Below are 16,751 nucleotides of genomic sequence, written 5' to 3' on the forward strand. Positions count from 1 at the left end.
AGGAGAGGGGTTTTTGAAATGATCGTACCACTGACACCGCTGGACTGGAAACGGCGGGCAGCCAAGTATTATCCGGAGAAAGTCGCCGTGATCGACGGTGATAAGCGTTTTACATACCGGGAGTTTGCACAGCGATCTGATCAGTTGGGAACTGCCCTGCATCAGGCAGGCATCAAGCCACATGACCATGTCGCTGTGATGCTGCCGAACACCCATTATATGCTCGAAGCCTTTTACGGCATCCCAGCTCTTGGAGCGGTCATCGTGCCGCTTAATTACCGGCTGTCAGCAAAAGACTTGGGCTATATTATTCAACATAGCGATGCGAAGATGCTGATTGTTGATGCGGAATACGCCAAGATACTGGAAGACATCCAAGGGGACTTGCCCATCGAAAAATACATCATTGCCCCGGCTGAAGGACACGAAACGACTCTTCCCGGTGTCGACTATGAGGCATTTATCGCAACAGCGGCTGGCGAGCGCATGCCTTTAGTGGAACTTGATGAAAACCAGATGCTGTCGCTCAATTATACGAGCGGGACGACTTCGAATCCTAAAGGCGTCATGCAGACGCACCGCACAAATTATTTGAACGGCGCGAACTTCCTGCATCATTTGGAGATCAAATACGATGATGTCTATTTGCACACCTTGCCGATGTTCCACACGAATGGCTGGGGCGGGGTGTGGGCGATCACAGCAGCCGGTGCGACGCATGTGTGCCTTCGAAAAGTCGACCCGCCACTTATCCTTGAATTGTTCGAAAGCCACGGCATCACCTCACTCTGCGGTGCGCCGACGGTCGTCAATATGCTGGTCAACGAACCGACAGCCAAAGACATTCAGTTGAGTACCTCTATCCGCATGGGCACAGCCGGCGCTCCGCCTGCTGCGGCACTCATCGCCAAAGCCCAGCAAACGCTCGGCCTTAACATGATGCATGTTTACGGATTGACCGAAACCTCGCCGTTTATTTTGTACTGTGAATGGAAAAATGAATTTGATGCACTGGATGCCGATCAACAGGCAAGCATCAAGGCACGCCAAGGAATTGAGTTGGCGTTTAACGGGGAAACGAAAGTCGTCAACCAAGGCGATGGCAAAGAAGTCGCTTGGAACGGCAAAGAACTCGGGGAAATCATTACCCGCGGCAACGTCGTCATGGCCGGCTATTACAAAGATCCGGAAAAAACCGCAGAAGCGATACGCGATGGCTGGTTCTACACCGGAGACCTCGCCGTGACACATCCAGACGGCTTTATCGAAATCCAGGACCGCATTAAAGACATGATCATCTCGGGCGGCGAAAACATTTCCTCGACTGAAATTGAAGGCGTGCTGTACAAGCATCCTGCAATTGCGGAAGTGGCGGTCATTGCCGTACCGGATGAGAAGTGGGGGGAAGTACCAAAAGCGATCATCGTGCTGCACAAGGGAGCCGAAGCGTCCGAACAGGAAATTCTGGATTACACACGGGATCATTTGGCGCGCTTTAAAGTGCCAAAATCGGTCGACTTCGTGGAATCCTTACCCAAAACGGCGACTGGCAAGCTGCAGAAATTCCAATTGCGTGAAATGTACTGGAGCGGCGGCAAGAAAATCAATTAAGGGACTAAACAAAGCGAGCGCCTCCTAAACCGGGGCGCTCGCTTTGTTATCGTCTTTGCCTATTTAATTTAGTGGAACTGCGTTTTCGCTTTAGCGCCATTAGCAACATCCCAACGAAACCAACACCGATTACGCCATACAACAGCGATTGCGGCAGCCAGAAAACCATGCCAAAGGCCAAGGTGATTTCCAACGCCAATGCTGGCAGTTTCCCGATCGAACTCGCCCAAAAGAAAGCCGGTGCGGAAATGGTTGTCAAGGCAGCGGCGGCGGTCACCGCGCCCGACGGAGCAAAAGGCAAGAGCCGAAATGCAATGACCGCGAAAAACACAGCCCCGTTCTTTTGGCGCAGAAAGAATTGAAACCACTGCTGCTGTTGCCAAGCAGACGGAAGGTGCTTGGCGCCGTACCGATACAAGCAAAAGCCGATTAATGCCCCGAAGATTTCGCCGACGACAGACAAAGCGCTGCCGCCGATCAACCCAAATCGGTCAAGGTTAATGGGGGTGATGAGGATACTTGGGATGAATCCAAGTGTGCCGATTCCGATATTGAGGATCAACAGCATGTAAAACTTCGCGACAGAAAAGAGTTCGCTCATCATCTTCGCCCCGCTTTCCCTGTAAATCGCACGCGGCTCATCGTTTTGCCTCCAAGCCTTGCTCACGGCAGCGCTTCGGGGTCATGGCTGTATGGCGTGTAAAGGCAGCGTGAAATTGTGTCACGCTCTTATAGCCGCAACGTTCAGCAATGGCAGCGACCGTTTCTTCCGTCATCGCCAATAGCTGCTGGGCTCGTTCCATGCGGCAGCTGATGATAAATTGGAGCGGTGTGTGGCCAGAGGCTTCTTTAAACAAGCGGCTAAAGTGAAATTTACTGAGACCCGCCTCGTTTGCCGCGTCAGCAAGTGAAAAGGATGAGTGGCATTTTTCTTCCATTGTGTGCATAACACCACTCATCTTGATTGATTTCACCGGAGGAAGCGGTTGAGGCTGATGTCTCGCAACGGTTAGCCATAACCAATCAATTAGCAGGCGTGCTTTACTGGACAAGGTGTTTTTGCTTTCAAACTCCCGGGCCAATTCTCTATACAAGGAAGGAATCAAAGCAGCACCAGCAGGGGCCGTGATGCAGATCTTGCCATTTGCTGTAGTGGCCGTCAGCAACAGCCGATGCCAGCGTTGTTCCTCGCTATCAGAAACTGACCAAGCATGCCACGCGCCTGCTGGAATCAACACAAGCGACCCGCTTTTAATGACGTGATGCCCGGTAGGCGTCACTAGTTCGAGTGGTCCCGCTTCGACCCAAAGCATTTCGGTAAGGTGTTGGTGTCGGTGCATCGGAACGTGATAGGAGCGGCCTCGCGGCAAAGTATTGAATTCAATTGCGTGTAAAGCGAGGGAAGAAGTCATTAACAGCCAACTTTCTAAACGGGGATTTTGTCAATTATAGCAAGAAATAAGAAAAAAATCGGAATTATTTCGGGAAAAGACGAAATCTATCTGTTCAAATAGCAAGAATTGATAAAAACCTCGTTCGTTTACGCCAAACGACCGCAACCGGTTAAAAAGCATAGAAAAAAGGCTTCCGATGATCGGAAGCCTTTTGATCGTTCTAGTGCCGTGCTTAGCAAACGGAATCGTTGGATTTTGGCACCGATAAGCCGAACAACGGCCGCAAGTACAAGGCGAAAAACGTGCCGGCCAGTGCCAGAATGCCCCAGATGTAACCGTGTAGGCTGAAAGAGGCGATGCCGCCGAAATACGCGCCGATGTTGCAGCCAAACGCAAGGCGTGCTCCGTAGCCCATCAACAAACCGCCCACGACAGACGCCCAGAAGTTGCCCATCGTGATTTTGGTGAATTTGAACAACCCACCTGCAGCTGATGCCAGGAATGCACCCAGGATGACTCCGAAATTCAACACGGTCGTGGAATCCGCGAAAATCGACGACTCAAGCAAGGCCGCATTGGCGCCTTGCCAATAGCCCCAGCTCGCCACGTCTACGCCGAAAAACGCGGCAATTTTCGAGCCCCATAAGGCAAAAGCGGATGTAATGCCCCAAGGAGTGCCGCGTGTCATCAAGGTCAATGCATTCAGTACAGCCAGTGCAATCGCTGCAGCGAACAATGGCCAAGAGCCACGGAAAATGCGTTTCCACCCAGTTGTTGTCGGAAGCGGCGCCATTTTTGGAGCGCGTTTCTTTTTCTCGATGATTAACGTGATCCAGGCAATAAGACCAAATAACGCGATGGAGACGAGCCATGCCCCGCCATATCCGAGCCCTGTTGACGTAGCTAGCGATATGGGTTCAAATGCTGGCAAGTCTTCGGTCCAAAATGGCAGGTGATAAGCACCGATCGTTGTCCCAATAATGAAGAACAACAAGGTGATGAACATAACGGAACGTCCGCCGCCGATCGCATACAAGGTTCCGGAAGCGCAACCACCGCCGAGCTGCATGCCGATTCCAAAGATGAACGAACCGACAACCAAGCTCACGCCGACCGGAGATACATAGCCCGAGACGCCTGTTCCGAAGAAAGAGTAGCCATATGCCAGAATCGGGGCAAACAAGGTCACAGCGACTGCTAGCATGAGCATATGCGAGCGCATTGCCTGGCCGTTTCCGACCGACATGAACCGGCGAAAGGCCGAAGTGAAGCCAAATCGCGCGTGAAACAAGGTGTATCCGAGCAATAGCCCGATGCCGAGCAGTACCGTTTGGGCGATATGCTGTGTGGCGAGCAAATAAACGGTCAGTAAAGCGGCGACCCCGATGCCCCCGGCAATTAAAGATTTTTGAGGGGCGTTTAACGCAGTGGTGTCCCGGTAGACGGGATCGTTGACTTCATTAACGGGTTGAACGCGAGTGCTAGTCGTCATATAAATCATCCTTTCCTGAGTGAAATAGTAGGAAATAGAATATTATCGTAAAGCAGTCATTATCGAAAGTCAACGAACGGGCATTTAGTCTTTAAAAGCACAGGGGAGCAGGGTGAGCAAGAAGAATTACTCGAACTAGCGAAGGACTCAATCGTCTGGCATTCAGGGTTTGTGAGGAGCGTTTTTTGCTTTCTAGGCTGTTTCATTAAGGGGGATGAGATTTTCATTAAAAGAAGTTAAAGCAAATGGGGCGATTCTGCGTTACGATAGAGCAATAGACCAAACTTTTTGAATGCTTTCATACAGTAAGGAGCCGATGTACTGTGAACAATCCATTTATTTTCGCTTTTCTTGTTATTGTGACGACCAGCTTGATGGGGTCTTCGTTTGCGGTCGGCAAAATCGGCCTCGAACACGTCTCGCCGCTGTTGTTGGTAGGGATTCGCTTTACGATTGCCGGCAGCTTGATGGCGCTGTTCGTTAAGCTGTTCCGCCGCAAACATCCCAAAACGGCTGCTGAATGGCTGCGCGTGTTCTTGATCGGCTTTTTTCAGACGGCCGGCGTCATGGGCTGTATTTTTCTAAGCCTCCGCACGATCACTGCCGGAGAATCTGCCATTTTAACGTTTACGAATCCCTTGCTCGTTGTGTTGTTTGGAACGTTGGCACTTGGCATCCGGTACCGTGTCGTGCAATGGGGAGGGGTGCTGCTTGGATTTTTCGGTGTATTCATCACTATGGGCAGCCAAGTGAATATGGAAATCGGCACGCTGTTCGGTTTTGGCAGCGCCATCTCCTGGGCTATCGGGACTTTGCTGATCAAACAATGGGGCATTCAATTGGATACGTGGGTGCTGACGGCGTACCAGATGCTGTTTGGCGGGTTGATCTTACTAATGGCCAGTAGCTTATTGGAAACGCCGACACTTGCGATTAACCCGGAATCGCTGTTCATCATTTTTTGGCTGTCGATTCCCGCGTCGATTATTCAATTTGCGATTTGGTTTTTCTTGCTGCAAAATGGCAACCCTGGGAAAGTCAGTGCCTTTTTGTTTTTAGCGCCATTTTTTGGCGTTTTAACCGGATGGCTGCTTTTGGGAGAGCGGGTCGGCATTTCATTGGTCATTGGCGGGGCCTTGATATTCTTAGGGATTTTCCTAGTAAATTGGCCTGAGAAGCGGCAGGAAGCGGCGATTCCCAGTAAAGCCTTGTGACACCAAGAACGGTGAACTTGGAATGAGACAAGAGACATAAAACTGTATCCAATAAAGGTAAGTCGCTGTAAAAGCCTAACTGGAGGCAGATCTAGACGCCACATGTAAAAAGCAGAGAATCGTAATTCTTGCTAAAGAAACTGATAAGACGGCTAGAAAGAATATAAATGAAATTCATGCAGCCCGTGCACAAATTTATTCATTCATAGCACAACAAACCCGAAATCCAAACAGCTAACATTCAGCTGAAATGATTTCGGGTTTGTTTTAAGTTGTAGCTAGTCAATCTAACGAAAACCGGCAGAAAACGCGTTTTGATGAGAAAGCCAAAAACTGGCCAGTTTCACTAAAAAATCCGTTTCGTCTCAATATCAAAAGTATACTTATTAAATGAAACTAAACTTCCTATAATTTATATTATGTAAACTAAATTTAAAAAACGGCTATCAAGAACAACTTGCCGGTCCCCATCACCCAGATCTATCAGTTCTTGAAACCGGCTTGTCTTTATTTCAAATGCTCGTTCAAGACGCCTTCTTCCAACACTTCGAATTTATCTCCGTGCACTTTCTCGATATGCATCTCGCCCCAATGACACAAGGAATCCAAAATGTCTTGCAAGCTCCAGCCGTATTCGCTTAGTTCGTATTCGACTTTTGGCGGCACTTGGTTGTAGACGATTCGGTTGATGACGCCATCGGTTTCCAGTTCACGCAATTGCTGCGTCAGCATCTTCTGTGTGATGTTTGGCATCAAGCGCCGCAGTTCGCTCGTTCTTTTCGTGCCGTGTGTCAAATGACAAAGAATCACTGTTTTCCATTTACCGCCGATCACTTCCAATGTGGCTTCTACTGAGATATTATATTTTTTCATCATTTCATCTCCTCTAATAGGCACTAAAAAGTTCCTACAGCACTTTAAAGTACGTACTTCCGTTTCATATCCTCATCCCCCATACTAGCATTTATCGAACGAAATAGATCGATAAAACCATTATTGGAGGAGAAAAAAATGTCTACAACACAAAAACGAAGTAATTTCGCTCTATTAGCTCTAGCACTAAGTGCCTTTGCCATCGGAACCACCGAATTCATCAGTGTCGGCCTACTGCCATTGATCGCTGAAGATTTAGGAATTTCGGTTAGTACAGCTGGACTGACGGTATCTCTATATGCGGTTGGTGTGATGGTCGGTGCCCCAGTCTTGACTTCCCTTAGTTCAAACATGCCCCGCAAGTCGTTGCTGTTATGGATTATGGTTGTCTTTATCATCGGCAACTTAATAGCGGCGACGGCTTCGACGGTTGGTGTGTTGCTTGCTGCACGCATCATATCCGCATTGGCGCATGGTGTCTTCATGGCAATCGGCGCTACGATTGCCGCAGATTTGGTGCCGGAAAACAAACGGGCCAGTGCCATTGCCATGATGTTCACAGGCTTAACAGTGGCGACGGTAACCGGCGTTCCTATTGGCACGTTTCTCGGCCAACAATTCGGCTGGCGTTTTGCATTCATGGCCATTGTGATTCTCGGTCTCGCAGCATTTATCGGCAATGCGTTGCTCGTGCCGAGTGATTTGAGAAAAGCGGCACGCACAACCTTTCGCGATCAAGTCAAACTAGTCACCAATGGGCGCTTGCTATTGGTCTTTGCCATTACGGCTCTTGGATATGGCGGCACGTTTGTTGTCTTTACTTATTTGTCTCCCTTGCTTCAGGAAATCACCGGCTTTGCCGCTGGAACTGTCACGATCATTCTCTTTGCTTACGGCATCGCCATTGCAGCGGGCAATACGATCGGTGGAAAGCTAGCCAACCACAACCCGATTCGGGCATTGTTCTATATGTTCCTCATTCAAGCTGTCATCTTGCTGGTTTTGACGTTTACGATTCCATTCAAAATCGCCGGCTTGATCACCATTCTCTTAATGGGGTTATTCGCATTTATGAACGTTCCCGGTCTTCAAGTGTATGCGGTCATGCTCGCTGAGCGATATGTGCCGAGTGCCGTGGATACGGCGTCTGCCATCAATATCGCCGCCTTCAATGCCGGCATAGCCATTGGAGCGGTGCTTGGCGGCTCTATGGCCGATACGATCGGGCTGATTCATACGCCTTGGATTGGCGCTGTTATGGTCTTTGGTGCTGTCTTGCTGAGTGCATGGAGCCGTCGTTTGGAACAAGGTCCAGAGCGCAAACCTTCTTTAAATGCTCAAAATCCCCAATCGGCTAACTAAAATTGGGTTCCACGCCATCCAAAAACCCCATCCTAGAATTGATTCTAGAATGGGGTTTTTCGCTATTCTATAAACTATTATTTATTTATACTGGTTGCTGCGTTTCATATCGCGAATGGCTTGGATCGACAACCTGACCAGCAAAATGACGCATAAAAATAGGCCTCCGTACGCCGCGGTATTTAGGTAAATTGCATACACGGTTTCGATGAATTGCGCGATAGCCAGTAATGCGGCCGATATGAAGCCAAATGTAATTCCTGACATCAATAAGACGAATCTGGAGAATAATTGCATGACAAATCCTGAATTGTGCTTATCGGAAAACACATCATGGTGCAAAATGATTTTTCCGCCTTCTACGCGCCGAACCAATTGGTCGATGCGTTTCGGCAATTTGGCAACTTCCGGCAAGATCAGCACCAGTTCCTCTTCCAGACGTTCTTTTGTGGCTCGTGGTTGCTTGAACGGTTTTTTTAACACCGTGGTCTTATATTCTTTCGCGAAGCTTTTCGCTTCCGTGAACATATCGAAATTCGGATCAATGGTGTGCAGAGTGCTGTCGAGGCTAATCAATGACCTGAGCGCGATCCCCACAGACGGATAAAACGCCAAACCGAATTCACGAATAACGTCGAATAAAGAATGAATCAATTCGGCTGTCGGGATCCGATCGACATAGGAGATTTTCAGCAAAATTTCCCCAATAGCTTGTTCAAATCGTATTCCATCGAGTTTATCACTGTTTTCCACAAGCTTGCGGACCGCATCGTGAACGATGCCGGCGTCATTTTGTTGGATGCCAATGATAAAATGATTGAGCGCTTCCTGCTGGGACGCCGTCAAGCGCCCGACAGAACCAAAATCAAGCAAGATCGGTTTGCCGTCCGTTTCGTCGATAAAAATATTCCCTGGATGCGGGTCAGCGTGGAATATGCCCGAAAATAGCATCTGTTCCAAGAATGAAAATAGCACCGTACGGCCGAATTGCTTAGGCTCGACATTAAAATGGCGGAATACAGCCTCGCCCTTCGAAATGCTTTTGCCCTGGAAATACTGCATGACGATAATCGTTGAATTGCTATATTCCCGGTAGACTTTGGGGATTTTCACGTGGTTTTTGCTGTCTTCTAAAGCATTGCTGACTTGGATCATATTGCGCATTTCGATTTCAAAATCGATTTCTTCACGCAAGCCATTGGCGAATCCAATCGCCAATTCGAGGAATCCGATATTCTGAGCCCATGTTGATTTACTGGAAACCCATTCCGCAAATTCCAAGAGAATGTCCAAATCGTCTCGCATAATGGCACTCACTTCAGGGCGCTGCATTTTAATGATAACTTCTTCGTTGGTTTTCCTTAGCACGCCACGGTGGATCTGGCCAATCGACGCCGAAGCGAGCGGTTCTTTGTCGAGCTTTGAAAATACTTCTTCGATGGGTTGTGCCATAGATTTCCCTAAGATCTCAGTCACTTGCTCTTTTGGCAAGGCTTTGACATTTTGCTGGAGCTGGCTGAGCTCTTCAATGAAAACTGGTGCAAACAAATCTGTCCGCGTCGACAGCACTTGACCGAACTTGATAAATACGCCGCCACTTTCTTCTAGCGTTCTGCGAAAAGCAACTGCCAGTTCCCGGTTATTCTCACGATGCCGCGCATATTTCAAGGTACTCGAAATGCCGTTTTTAACAGCGATCTCCAGTACTTTGCTTAAGCGCTTTTGGCGTCTCCAGCGGCTGCGCAGCCGTTTCCAAATAAACTTGCGGTTTGTGATGCGCTCTCCGCGGTCTCCAAGTTCAATCGGATCGAATAATTCTAGTATCAAGTAAAACAGCATGGAAATCATCAACATGCTGCCAATCCAAATAATGGTGCTTGTATCGGTCAGCATCGTAGAAAAAGCATCATCCATGAATTCGGTATAACGCAAATAGGAATACCAATAAACGAATGTCGTCAAGACAATGCCGAGTGCAACAGATAATAGGCGTTTGGTGAAATTCACTTTCGCGCCCATCAGCCGGCCGCTGACAAAATAAATGAATAAAGCAATCACCAGTATTTCAGCAATCACTCGAATATAAATGAGCATTTGTGTAACTCCTTTCTCTGCACCGTGGATCCTAGCATCGCTGTTTGATTCAGATTTGATGAAATAAAACCGTAACCCTTGCTTATAGGTAATTTCGAGACGCCGCTAAGCCCTTCCTTCTTTTTCTTAATAGTGTCTAGATTTGCTTGTTGGCTATTTTTTGTTTTCATACTAATACCTTATGTAGTTTATTACTTTTATTTTCATTCTACTTATTCATTCTTACCTCTTAATCTGTTTTTAAATTTCGCGTTCGGCTTGCTCTTTTACTCGGTTCATGAAATTTAACACCGTATTGCGGGCTGCCTTTTTGCTTCCAGCCAGCAACATCATCTTTGCTGTAACGCTGATGCCTTTATTATGTCCTTCATAAATAAACCGTGTAGTCTTCTCTGTTTCTTTCTCCAAAGTGAAGGCATAACGCACTTTGAACATCTGCCCCATCTCGAAGGTCGTTTCACGGTATTTTTTGGCCGGTTCATCCACATAGGCCAGGGTTTCCACGATATACCGTTGCTGCTGTTTGCCTTCTGTATACACTTGCGCGTGTTTCGCGCCTGCTGCATCGTTTTTCCCTTCAAGCAATTCATGCGATTCTACTTTCGGCATGATGCGGTGGATGTGCTCGTCTTGAAACAATCTCCAAGTCTGGTCGATCGGCGCATTGATGACCACTTGTTCTTTCCATTTGACCATTTTTCTCATCCTTTCTTGAACTCTTTTCTACAATTTCCTCAAATACTTACCGGCGTGTGCCAGTTCCGTTACAATGGAACCAGCAAACTGATTATGGAGTGATTTGATGAGAACCTCGACGATTCTGTTTCTTTTTCTACTGGTGATGCATTTATTGACCGTTCTGAATACCTTGTTGTTCGAAGGCAAGTTATATGATTTAGTGTTCTGGTTTAATTCTGCCTTGTTTATGGCAGCACTTGCTGTGTTCGTCTTCCGGCGCGGGATATTCAATGCTAAAGAAGCGCATGCGCCGACAGAAACTGCTCAAAAGCGCAAATGATTTCTCGTTGCTGCTACATATTCCATCCCTTAGAAAACACCGCCAACGCTGGCGGTGTTTTTTTTATCAAAGCCTGTTATTTTGTCTGTGCATCCAATACCTCAAGGTGATCCACAACATTATAATGTTGTATTTCCCAACGCTCGTTGGCATATGACAAGTGATTCATGCCGCCATTTTGCAGCCGGATGTCGCCGTCGTACTCTCCGTATGCCAATTGGCCAAGAATGGCGTTAATAACGCCTCCGTGCGCCACGACGAGCACACGCTGGTTACTGAAACGTTCATGCAGCTCCGTTAAGCCAATCAATAGCCTGCCGTGAAACTCTTCAGGCTGTTCCTGCCCTGGGTAATTCTTGTCTGGGAATAGCCCGTAGCGCTCATCTGCCGTCATGCCTTCTGCTTTTCCGAAATGTTTTTCTTGGAATTCTTTCATTTCGACAAACGGCAACCGCAATGTTTCATTAATGATTTCTGCGGTTTCCTTGGCGCGCTTGAGCGGGCTTGTCACGATAACGTCCCACGCTTCTCCGTCCAAATGATCTTTGCATGCCCGCGCTTGCTGCTTGCCTGTTTCGTTTAACGGTATATCTGTTGTTCCTTGTATGCGCCCAAGCTTATTCCATTCTGTTTCTCCGTGCCGAATGAGGCATATTGTCGTCATTGCCTTCTACTTCCCTTCTGCTGCTCGTTGCTTGATAATTGCCGGGCTTTAGTCTTCGTGCCGTGTGGTTTTTCGTTGTTTGCTCCAGCGCCAGAACATGATGGCTTCACCGATCACGACACCGATTGCGCCTGCTGCGACCAAGGTAGAGGTATCCGGGTCATCGTTAATCAAAAATGCGATAACCACACCCACTACAAGCCCGCTGAGTAAAACGCCATATGCATTTTTACGAGATTTCAGATAATCCACTGCCCTGCACCCTTTCTTATTGCTCTTTATCCATCTTGCCGAATTTTTTTCCAGAACGCAAGAAATGTCAATATTCACTCGCTTGTAGGGCTTGATTGTGTTGGTGGCGTTTTTTTTCTAACCTTATAAACCTTATGTAGCATAGTACATTTAAATTAAGCAAAAGAAAATAGAGCCGAATTTGGCTCTATTTCGTCTCCACCACAAATGAAGTCATTTTCGTTATTTGCAGCTCGCCGGTTTCTTGCCATTCGTAAAAATCGCAATAACAGTATTTCCTTTCTCTATCATTTCCGCCTTTTGAGGTCATGACTCCTTTGACCGCCCCTTCTTGTCCTTGCGCAATAACCATATCGACTGCATAGTCCATTTGCGTATAATCCTGCATGCCGAAAGCGGCGTCCAATAAGGCCTGCCTTCCTTTTAAGGGCATGGCCCCGACCATGATCCATATAACATCATCTGACACATGCTGTTCGATAAAATCCTTTTTGCCTTTAAAAAAAGCATCATTGAACTCTCTTAAAAATTTACTGGCGCTGTTTGCCTCCATCGTTTTCCCTCCCTATTATTCAAATCATTTCTTTTATCTTTTTTCTGAACATTCAACTTATTTTCAGTGTACTCTCTTTGCTGCACACTGCCTAGTTTATTGTATCTCTTCTATTTTTCGTCCCCTTTATTTCTTTAGATTTGATTGTGTCCACGAAGCACTCGAATGGGTATAATGGAAAAATGCATCCATTAATTATTGGGGAGGATTATCCATATGGCCAAAAAACAATTTGTCATTACCGCCGAAGAAGGCTTGCACGCACGCCCAGCTGCAGCACTTGTCAGTGAAGCCAACCGCTTTCAAAGTGAATTATCATTAGAGTTCAAGAACCGAACTGTCAATCTGAAATCCATACTCGGTGTTATGAGTCTTGGCATTCCGACCCGCTCCGCGATTATCATCCATGCGGACGGCCCAGATGAACAGCAAGCCCTTGTTGCGGCCACCGAGCTCTTGCTGGCCAAAGACATGATTGATGCCGAACAATAAACTCCAGACACATCAAAATACCGCCAACCGGTATATGCCGGTTGGCGGTTTTTCATCTATGCAGCGACCGTGATGTTTTTCTTCAGCAACCCGACCAAGATCGCGGTCACGAAAGAACCAATGAGAATGGCCAGTAAATACATCAAAATACTTGGTACTCCACCGTCAACTAAACCGATGACGAATACGCCGCCGTGTGGTGCGAGTAGCCCGATGTCGAATAGCATGACGAGCGCGCCAGTTGTGGCTGCCCCTGCAATCGCAGACGGGATAACCCGTGCCGGATCGGCTGCAGCGAACGGAATGACGCCTTCTGTGATGAAACTAGCACCGAGAACATATGCCGTCTTGCCGGCTTCACGTTCTGGCTTGGTGAATTTCTTCTTGAACATCGTCGTAGCGATGGCCAAGCCAAGTGGCGGAACCATACCCGCTGCCATGACCGTAGCCATGAAATTGAAGTTCTGTGCGTCGAGCATCGCGATGCCGAATGTGTAAGCCGCTTTATTGACCGGGCCGCCCATATCGACTGCCATCATGCCGCCAAGCAACAACCCGACCAGTACGAGGTTCGTCCCGCCCAGTCCTTCCAGGAATGCAGAAATGCCGGAATACACTTGCGTCAATGGCGGATTGATGAGCATCATGACAACGCCCGTGATCAGAATACTGAACACCGGGAAGAACAATACCGGCTTTAACCCTTCCAGGCTTTGCGGAAGGCCAGAGAACGCTTTTTTCACGAGAAGCGTGACATAGCCGGCAAGGAAACCGGCAATCAAACCGCCAAGGAAGCCAGAACCACCGCTTGCCCCTTCAACACCCGTGACCGTAATAGCAAGCAAGCCGCCGATCATCCCCGGAGCGAATCCAGGACGGTCGGCAATACTCATGGCAATGAATCCGGCAAGGACTGGAACCATAAGGAAGAACGCCGTGCCGCCGCCAATCGTTGATAGCATCGCTGCGAATTCATTGTATTCCGGGCTATCCGGATTTGCCGCATTAATGCCCCAGAAGAATGACAATGCGATCAAGATCCCGCCGCCCACGACAAATGGCAACATGTTTGAAACGCCGTTCATCAAATGCTTGTAGAATCCTGACTTTGGCTCGGTGCCAGCATCAGCATCTTTCGTGCGGTCATGTTTGTAAACAGGTGCATCTTTGGCAATAGCACGGTCCAATAATTGGTCCGTCTCGTAAATGGCTTTGCCGACTTGTGTTTGAATGACCGGTTTCCCGTCGAATCTCGCCATTTCCACTTTCGTGTCGGCTGCCACGATGATGGCATCCGCTTCTGCGATTTCCGCATCGCTCAGGCGATTTTTCACGCCACTCGAGCCGTTGGTTTCCACTTTCAAATTGATGCCGCGTTCTTTTGCACGGCCACTAAGCTTCTCAGCCGCCATATACGTGTGCGCGATCCCTGTCGGACAAGCGGTAACAGCTAAGATTTTGCCCCCTGCTGAATCTTGTGCACCGGCAACTGGTTGCGCATCAGCTGTTTGTTCCGGCCCCTCCACTTCCGCTTCTTTCGCAGAAACGATATCAAGCACTTGCTGTTTCGATTCGGCTTCCAGGATATTAACGCGGAATTTTTCATCCATCAAGAAGGTCGCGAGGCGCGACAGAGCTTCTAGGTGATCATCGTTCTCTCCGTCCGTCGCCGCAATCATGAAAAACAGCTGTGCCGGCTGCCCGTCCAAGGATTCAAAGTCGATGCCTTCATGCGAACGGCCAAACGCGATCGCAGGTTCTTTAACTGCTTTAGATTTAGCATGAGGAATAGCGATCGTATCGCCGATTCCGGTTGTGCTTTGTTCTTCGCGGGCCAAGATGTCTTTTGTGAATTGCTGTTGGTCGTTTAACTTGCCCGCCTCGTTCAATTGGCCAGCCAATTCGTCCAGTACATCGCGCTTGGATCCAGCTTTCAAGTTTAGAATGATGGTGTTTTCCGTCAATAATTGTGTAATTCTCATTGTGTCACATCCTTTTTTTCGAATGGGGTGATGCTGACTTCAGGCAGTAATCGTTCCACATCGGCCAGTTCACATAAATCAGACCGAAACGCTGTGGCGCTTCCGCTGGCAACTCCGTACCGGAAAGCTTGTTTTGGGTCTTGGTGATGGATATAAGAAGCGATAAATCCGGATACGAGCGAGTCTCCCGAGCCGACCGTATTCACGGCTTTACCTTGTGGCGCCTTGGCTTGGTAACGATGGTCCCGGGAAACGTAAATAGCTCCCGAGCCGCCCATCGAGACGACAACATGCTGGATGCCTCTTTCCACTAATAGGCCAGCATAGTGAAAAGCTTGTAGTTGGGTAGTGATTGTCACTCCGAACATCTCTCCCAGTTCGTGTTCGTTTGGTTTAATGAGAAAAGGCTGGGTGTCGAGCAAGGCTTCAAGCGCAGGGCCTGAGGTGTCGAGTACGAAATGAATGCCACGCTCGTGACAACTGACAGCCAGGTCTTTGAAAAATTGGATCGGCACGGATGCCGGCAAGCTGCCCGCGAGTACGAACCAGTCGCCTGCAGCCATGGTAGCCACTTTGTCTGTCAACTGCTCAAGCTGGTGCTGTTTGAGCTCCGGACCTGGCCCGTTTAATTCGGTTTCGGCTTCGGATTTGATTTTGACATTGATCCGTGTAATGTCTCCAGCATCGATAAAATCGGTTTCAATGCCTTCTGTAGCTAAAAACTCTTCAATATAACGCCCGGTGAAGCCCCCAGCATATCCAAGCGCTCGGCTCTTCAAGCCCAAACGGCTAAGCACCCGCGAAACGTTGATGCCTTTCCCACCAGGATAGTAATACACTTCCTCCGAACGGTTTAACGTACCGCTTTCGAATTTCGGCAAGTACGCTGTGTAATCGATGGATGGCGTGATTGTGCATGTGTAGATCATTGTGTCACCACCTTAATTGTTGTTTGTCGTTCGATCTCTTCTACTGTCTCTTCCGGCAAGCCATCGATGATGAGTGCAGCCTCGCTTAAGTTAAAGATATGGGCAAAGCTCACTTGTCCGTATTTCGATTGATCCGTGAGCACATAACAGCTCTTCGCCAATTCCCCGGCCCTTCGCTTGACGGCCGCTTCTTCCGGGTCCGGTGTCGTAAAGCCATGGTCTATATGGAGGCCATTGACCCCGAGAAAACTTTTATCGAAGCGGTAACTCTCCAGTGACTGAATCGCTTGTGGGCCAACCAATGCGCCCGTCCTCGCTTTGATGAATCCCCCCGTCAGATAAGCAGTAATCCCGTGCTCGGTCAGGGCTTCCAGATGGCTCAAGCCGTTCGTGACAACGGTTACATCTTTGTCTTTTAATAAAGGAATCATTTGGGCGGTGGTTGTTCCTGCATCGATGAAAATCGCGTCCCCAGTTTGGACGAGCGACGCTGCATATCGGGCAATCCGCAGTTTTTCCGATAAATGTTTCGCTGCTTTATCCGATAGGCTCGGCTCTGGCATATTCTGCGCAATCCGTCTCGCCCCGCCAAAAACCCGTTCTAACTTTTGCAGGTCTTCCAGTTCTGTCAAATCTCTTCGAATGGTGGATTCAGAAGCCGAGGTGAGTTCCACCAGTTCCTGAATCTTAATGCTCTGCTTTTCTTTCAAGAGATCTAAAATCAGTTGATGCCGCTCCGTCGTCAGCATTCCATCACCTCTTTTTTTCTGATTAAATAGATAATACTTGAAATCGTTTACAAAATCAATCATAATCTTTCA

17 protein-coding genes are annotated in these 16,751 nt (G+C 48.3%); 5 read left to right on the forward strand and 12 right to left on the reverse strand.

Going from position 1 to position 16,751, the window contains the following annotated elements; genetic code table 11:
• The first annotated feature begins 18 nt into the window (after nucleotides 1–18).
• Nucleotides 19–1,611: a long-chain-fatty-acid--CoA ligase gene (locus AY633_RS00385; protein ID WP_068485533.1), complete on the forward strand. Its 1,593-nt coding sequence runs from the start codon at nucleotides 19–21 to the stop codon at nucleotides 1,609–1,611.
• Between the two features lie 46 nt (nucleotides 1,612–1,657).
• On the opposite strand, the gene AY633_RS00390 is transcribed toward AY633_RS00385, so the two are convergent.
• From AY633_RS00390 to AY633_RS00400, 3 genes are all read right to left on the reverse strand, one after another.
• Nucleotides 1,658–2,278, reverse strand: coding sequence for a VTT domain-containing protein (locus tag AY633_RS00390; RefSeq protein WP_141705861.1), 621 nt, complete (start codon nucleotides 2,276–2,278; stop codon nucleotides 1,658–1,660).
• Nucleotides 2,250–3,023, reverse strand: a complete 774-nt coding sequence (locus AY633_RS00395; protein ID WP_068485537.1) for a helix-turn-helix transcriptional regulator — start codon at nucleotides 3,021–3,023, stop codon at nucleotides 2,250–2,252. Before AY633_RS00395 ends, AY633_RS00390 begins: the two co-directional genes overlap by 29 nt.
• Nucleotides 3,024–3,237: 214 nt before the next feature.
• The gene (locus tag AY633_RS00400; protein ID WP_068485539.1) at nucleotides 3,238–4,497 is read right to left on the reverse strand and encodes a YeeE/YedE family protein; all 1,260 of its coding nucleotides are present in this window, start codon (nucleotides 4,495–4,497) and stop codon (nucleotides 3,238–3,240) included.
• A 323-nt stretch (nucleotides 4,498–4,820) separates the two neighbouring features.
• On the opposite strand from AY633_RS00400, the gene AY633_RS00405 reads away from it, so the two are divergent.
• Complete coding sequence (locus tag AY633_RS00405) at nucleotides 4,821–5,711, forward strand: DMT family transporter (protein WP_260804386.1); 891 nt, start codon at nucleotides 4,821–4,823, stop codon at nucleotides 5,709–5,711.
• 507 nt (nucleotides 5,712–6,218) lie between these two features.
• On the opposite strand, the gene AY633_RS00410 is transcribed toward AY633_RS00405, so the two are convergent.
• Nucleotides 6,219–6,584 (reverse strand): winged helix-turn-helix transcriptional regulator, encoded by a 366-nt coding sequence (locus AY633_RS00410; RefSeq protein WP_390176108.1) that lies wholly within the window; start codon nucleotides 6,582–6,584, stop codon nucleotides 6,219–6,221.
• Between the two features lie 138 nt (nucleotides 6,585–6,722).
• Between AY633_RS00410 and AY633_RS00415 the strand changes: the two genes are divergently transcribed.
• Complete coding sequence (locus tag AY633_RS00415; protein WP_068485543.1) at nucleotides 6,723–7,946, forward strand: MFS transporter; 1,224 nt, start codon at nucleotides 6,723–6,725, stop codon at nucleotides 7,944–7,946.
• 81 nt (nucleotides 7,947–8,027) lie between these two features.
• Here the strand turns inward: AY633_RS00415 and AY633_RS00420 are convergent, their stop codons facing one another.
• Both AY633_RS00420 and AY633_RS00430 read right to left on the reverse strand, forming a co-directional pair.
• On the reverse strand, nucleotides 8,028–10,040 hold the full coding sequence (locus tag AY633_RS00420) for an ABC1 kinase family protein (RefSeq protein ID WP_068485545.1): 2,013 nt from the start codon (nucleotides 10,038–10,040) through the stop codon (nucleotides 8,028–8,030).
• Nucleotides 10,041–10,280: 240 nt separating this feature from the next.
• The gene (locus AY633_RS00430; protein WP_068485549.1) at nucleotides 10,281–10,736 is read right to left on the reverse strand and encodes an SRPBCC family protein; all 456 of its coding nucleotides are present in this window, start codon (nucleotides 10,734–10,736) and stop codon (nucleotides 10,281–10,283) included.
• A 106-nt stretch (nucleotides 10,737–10,842) separates the two neighbouring features.
• Here AY633_RS00430 and AY633_RS00435 point away from each other — a divergent pair, with 106 nt between their 5' ends.
• The gene (locus AY633_RS00435; RefSeq protein WP_068485551.1) at nucleotides 10,843–11,058 is read left to right on the forward strand and encodes a hypothetical protein; all 216 of its coding nucleotides are present in this window, start codon (nucleotides 10,843–10,845) and stop codon (nucleotides 11,056–11,058) included.
• A 76-nt stretch (nucleotides 11,059–11,134) separates the two neighbouring features.
• On the opposite strand, the gene AY633_RS00440 is transcribed toward AY633_RS00435, so the two are convergent.
• The 3 genes from AY633_RS00440 to AY633_RS00450 all read right to left on the reverse strand — a co-directional run bounded on the left by AY633_RS00440 (nucleotide 11,135) and on the right by AY633_RS00450 (nucleotide 12,527).
• On the reverse strand, nucleotides 11,135–11,722 hold the full coding sequence (locus AY633_RS00440) for a histidine phosphatase family protein (protein WP_068485553.1): 588 nt from the start codon (nucleotides 11,720–11,722) through the stop codon (nucleotides 11,135–11,137).
• Nucleotides 11,723–11,770: 48 nt separating this feature from the next.
• The gene (locus AY633_RS00445; protein WP_068485555.1) at nucleotides 11,771–11,974 is read right to left on the reverse strand and encodes a hypothetical protein; all 204 of its coding nucleotides are present in this window, start codon (nucleotides 11,972–11,974) and stop codon (nucleotides 11,771–11,773) included.
• Nucleotides 11,975–12,161: 187 nt separating this feature from the next.
• Nucleotides 12,162–12,527 carry a nuclear transport factor 2 family protein gene (locus AY633_RS00450; RefSeq protein WP_068485556.1) on the reverse strand — a complete coding sequence of 122 codons (366 nt, stop codon included), beginning with the start codon at nucleotides 12,525–12,527 and terminating at the stop codon, nucleotides 12,162–12,164.
• A 216-nt stretch (nucleotides 12,528–12,743) separates the two neighbouring features.
• Here AY633_RS00450 and AY633_RS00455 point away from each other — a divergent pair, with 216 nt between their 5' ends.
• The gene (locus AY633_RS00455; protein WP_068485558.1) at nucleotides 12,744–13,019 is read left to right on the forward strand and encodes an HPr family phosphocarrier protein; all 276 of its coding nucleotides are present in this window, start codon (nucleotides 12,744–12,746) and stop codon (nucleotides 13,017–13,019) included.
• 56 nt (nucleotides 13,020–13,075) lie between these two features.
• Here the strand turns inward: AY633_RS00455 and AY633_RS00460 are convergent, their stop codons facing one another.
• From AY633_RS00460 to AY633_RS00470, 3 genes are read right to left on the reverse strand one after another with little or no spacing between them, the layout of a single operon-like run.
• Entirely contained in the window at nucleotides 13,076–15,001 is a 1,926-nt protein-coding gene (locus tag AY633_RS00460) for a PTS fructose transporter subunit IIABC (protein WP_068485560.1), read from the reverse strand.
• Nucleotides 14,998–15,930 carry a 1-phosphofructokinase gene (gene pfkB / locus AY633_RS00465; RefSeq protein WP_068485562.1) on the reverse strand — a complete coding sequence of 311 codons (933 nt, stop codon included), beginning with the start codon at nucleotides 15,928–15,930 and terminating at the stop codon, nucleotides 14,998–15,000. Before pfkB ends, AY633_RS00460 begins: the two co-directional genes overlap by 4 nt.
• Entirely contained in the window at nucleotides 15,927–16,679 is a 753-nt protein-coding gene (locus AY633_RS00470) for a DeoR/GlpR family DNA-binding transcription regulator (RefSeq protein ID WP_068485564.1), read from the reverse strand. Before AY633_RS00470 ends, pfkB begins: the two co-directional genes overlap by 4 nt.
• Nucleotides 16,680–16,751 lie beyond the last annotated feature (72 nt).

It is taken from the genome of Planococcus maritimus (genome assembly GCF_001592825.1).
Classification (GTDB): domain Bacteria; phylum Bacillota; class Bacilli; order Bacillales_A; family Planococcaceae; genus Planococcus; species Planococcus maritimus_C.

Coding starts and splice junctions, on each gene's coding strand:
- AY633_RS00385 (WP_068485533.1), top strand. CDS start 19: ATGATCGTACCACTGACACCGCTGGACTGGAAACGGCGGGCAGCCAAG.
- AY633_RS00395 (WP_068485537.1), bottom strand. CDS start 3,023: ATGACTTCTTCCCTCGCTTTACACGCAATTGAATTCAATACTTTGCCG.
- AY633_RS00400 (WP_068485539.1), bottom strand. CDS start 4,497: ATGACGACTAGCACTCGCGTTCAACCCGTTAATGAAGTCAACGATCCC.
- AY633_RS00410 (WP_390176108.1), bottom strand. CDS start 6,584: ATGAAAAAATATAATATCTCAGTAGAAGCCACATTGGAAGTGATCGGC.
- AY633_RS00415 (WP_068485543.1), top strand. CDS start 6,723: ATGTCTACAACACAAAAACGAAGTAATTTCGCTCTATTAGCTCTAGCA.
- AY633_RS00420 (WP_068485545.1), bottom strand. CDS start 10,040: ATGCTCATTTATATTCGAGTGATTGCTGAAATACTGGTGATTGCTTTA.
- AY633_RS00430 (WP_068485549.1), bottom strand. CDS start 10,736: ATGGTCAAATGGAAAGAACAAGTGGTCATCAATGCGCCGATCGACCAG.
- AY633_RS00435 (WP_068485551.1), top strand. CDS start 10,843: ATGAGAACCTCGACGATTCTGTTTCTTTTTCTACTGGTGATGCATTTA.
- AY633_RS00440 (WP_068485553.1), bottom strand. CDS start 11,722: ATGACGACAATATGCCTCATTCGGCACGGAGAAACAGAATGGAATAAG.
- AY633_RS00450 (WP_068485556.1), bottom strand. CDS start 12,527: ATGGAGGCAAACAGCGCCAGTAAATTTTTAAGAGAGTTCAATGATGCT.
- AY633_RS00455 (WP_068485558.1), top strand. CDS start 12,744: ATGGCCAAAAAACAATTTGTCATTACCGCCGAAGAAGGCTTGCACGCA.
- AY633_RS00460 (WP_068485560.1), bottom strand. CDS start 15,001: ATGAGAATTACACAATTATTGACGGAAAACACCATCATTCTAAACTTG.
- pfkB (WP_068485562.1), bottom strand. CDS start 15,930: ATGATCTACACATGCACAATCACGCCATCCATCGATTACACAGCGTAC.
- AY633_RS00470 (WP_068485564.1), bottom strand. CDS start 16,679: ATGCTGACGACGGAGCGGCATCAACTGATTTTAGATCTCTTGAAAGAA.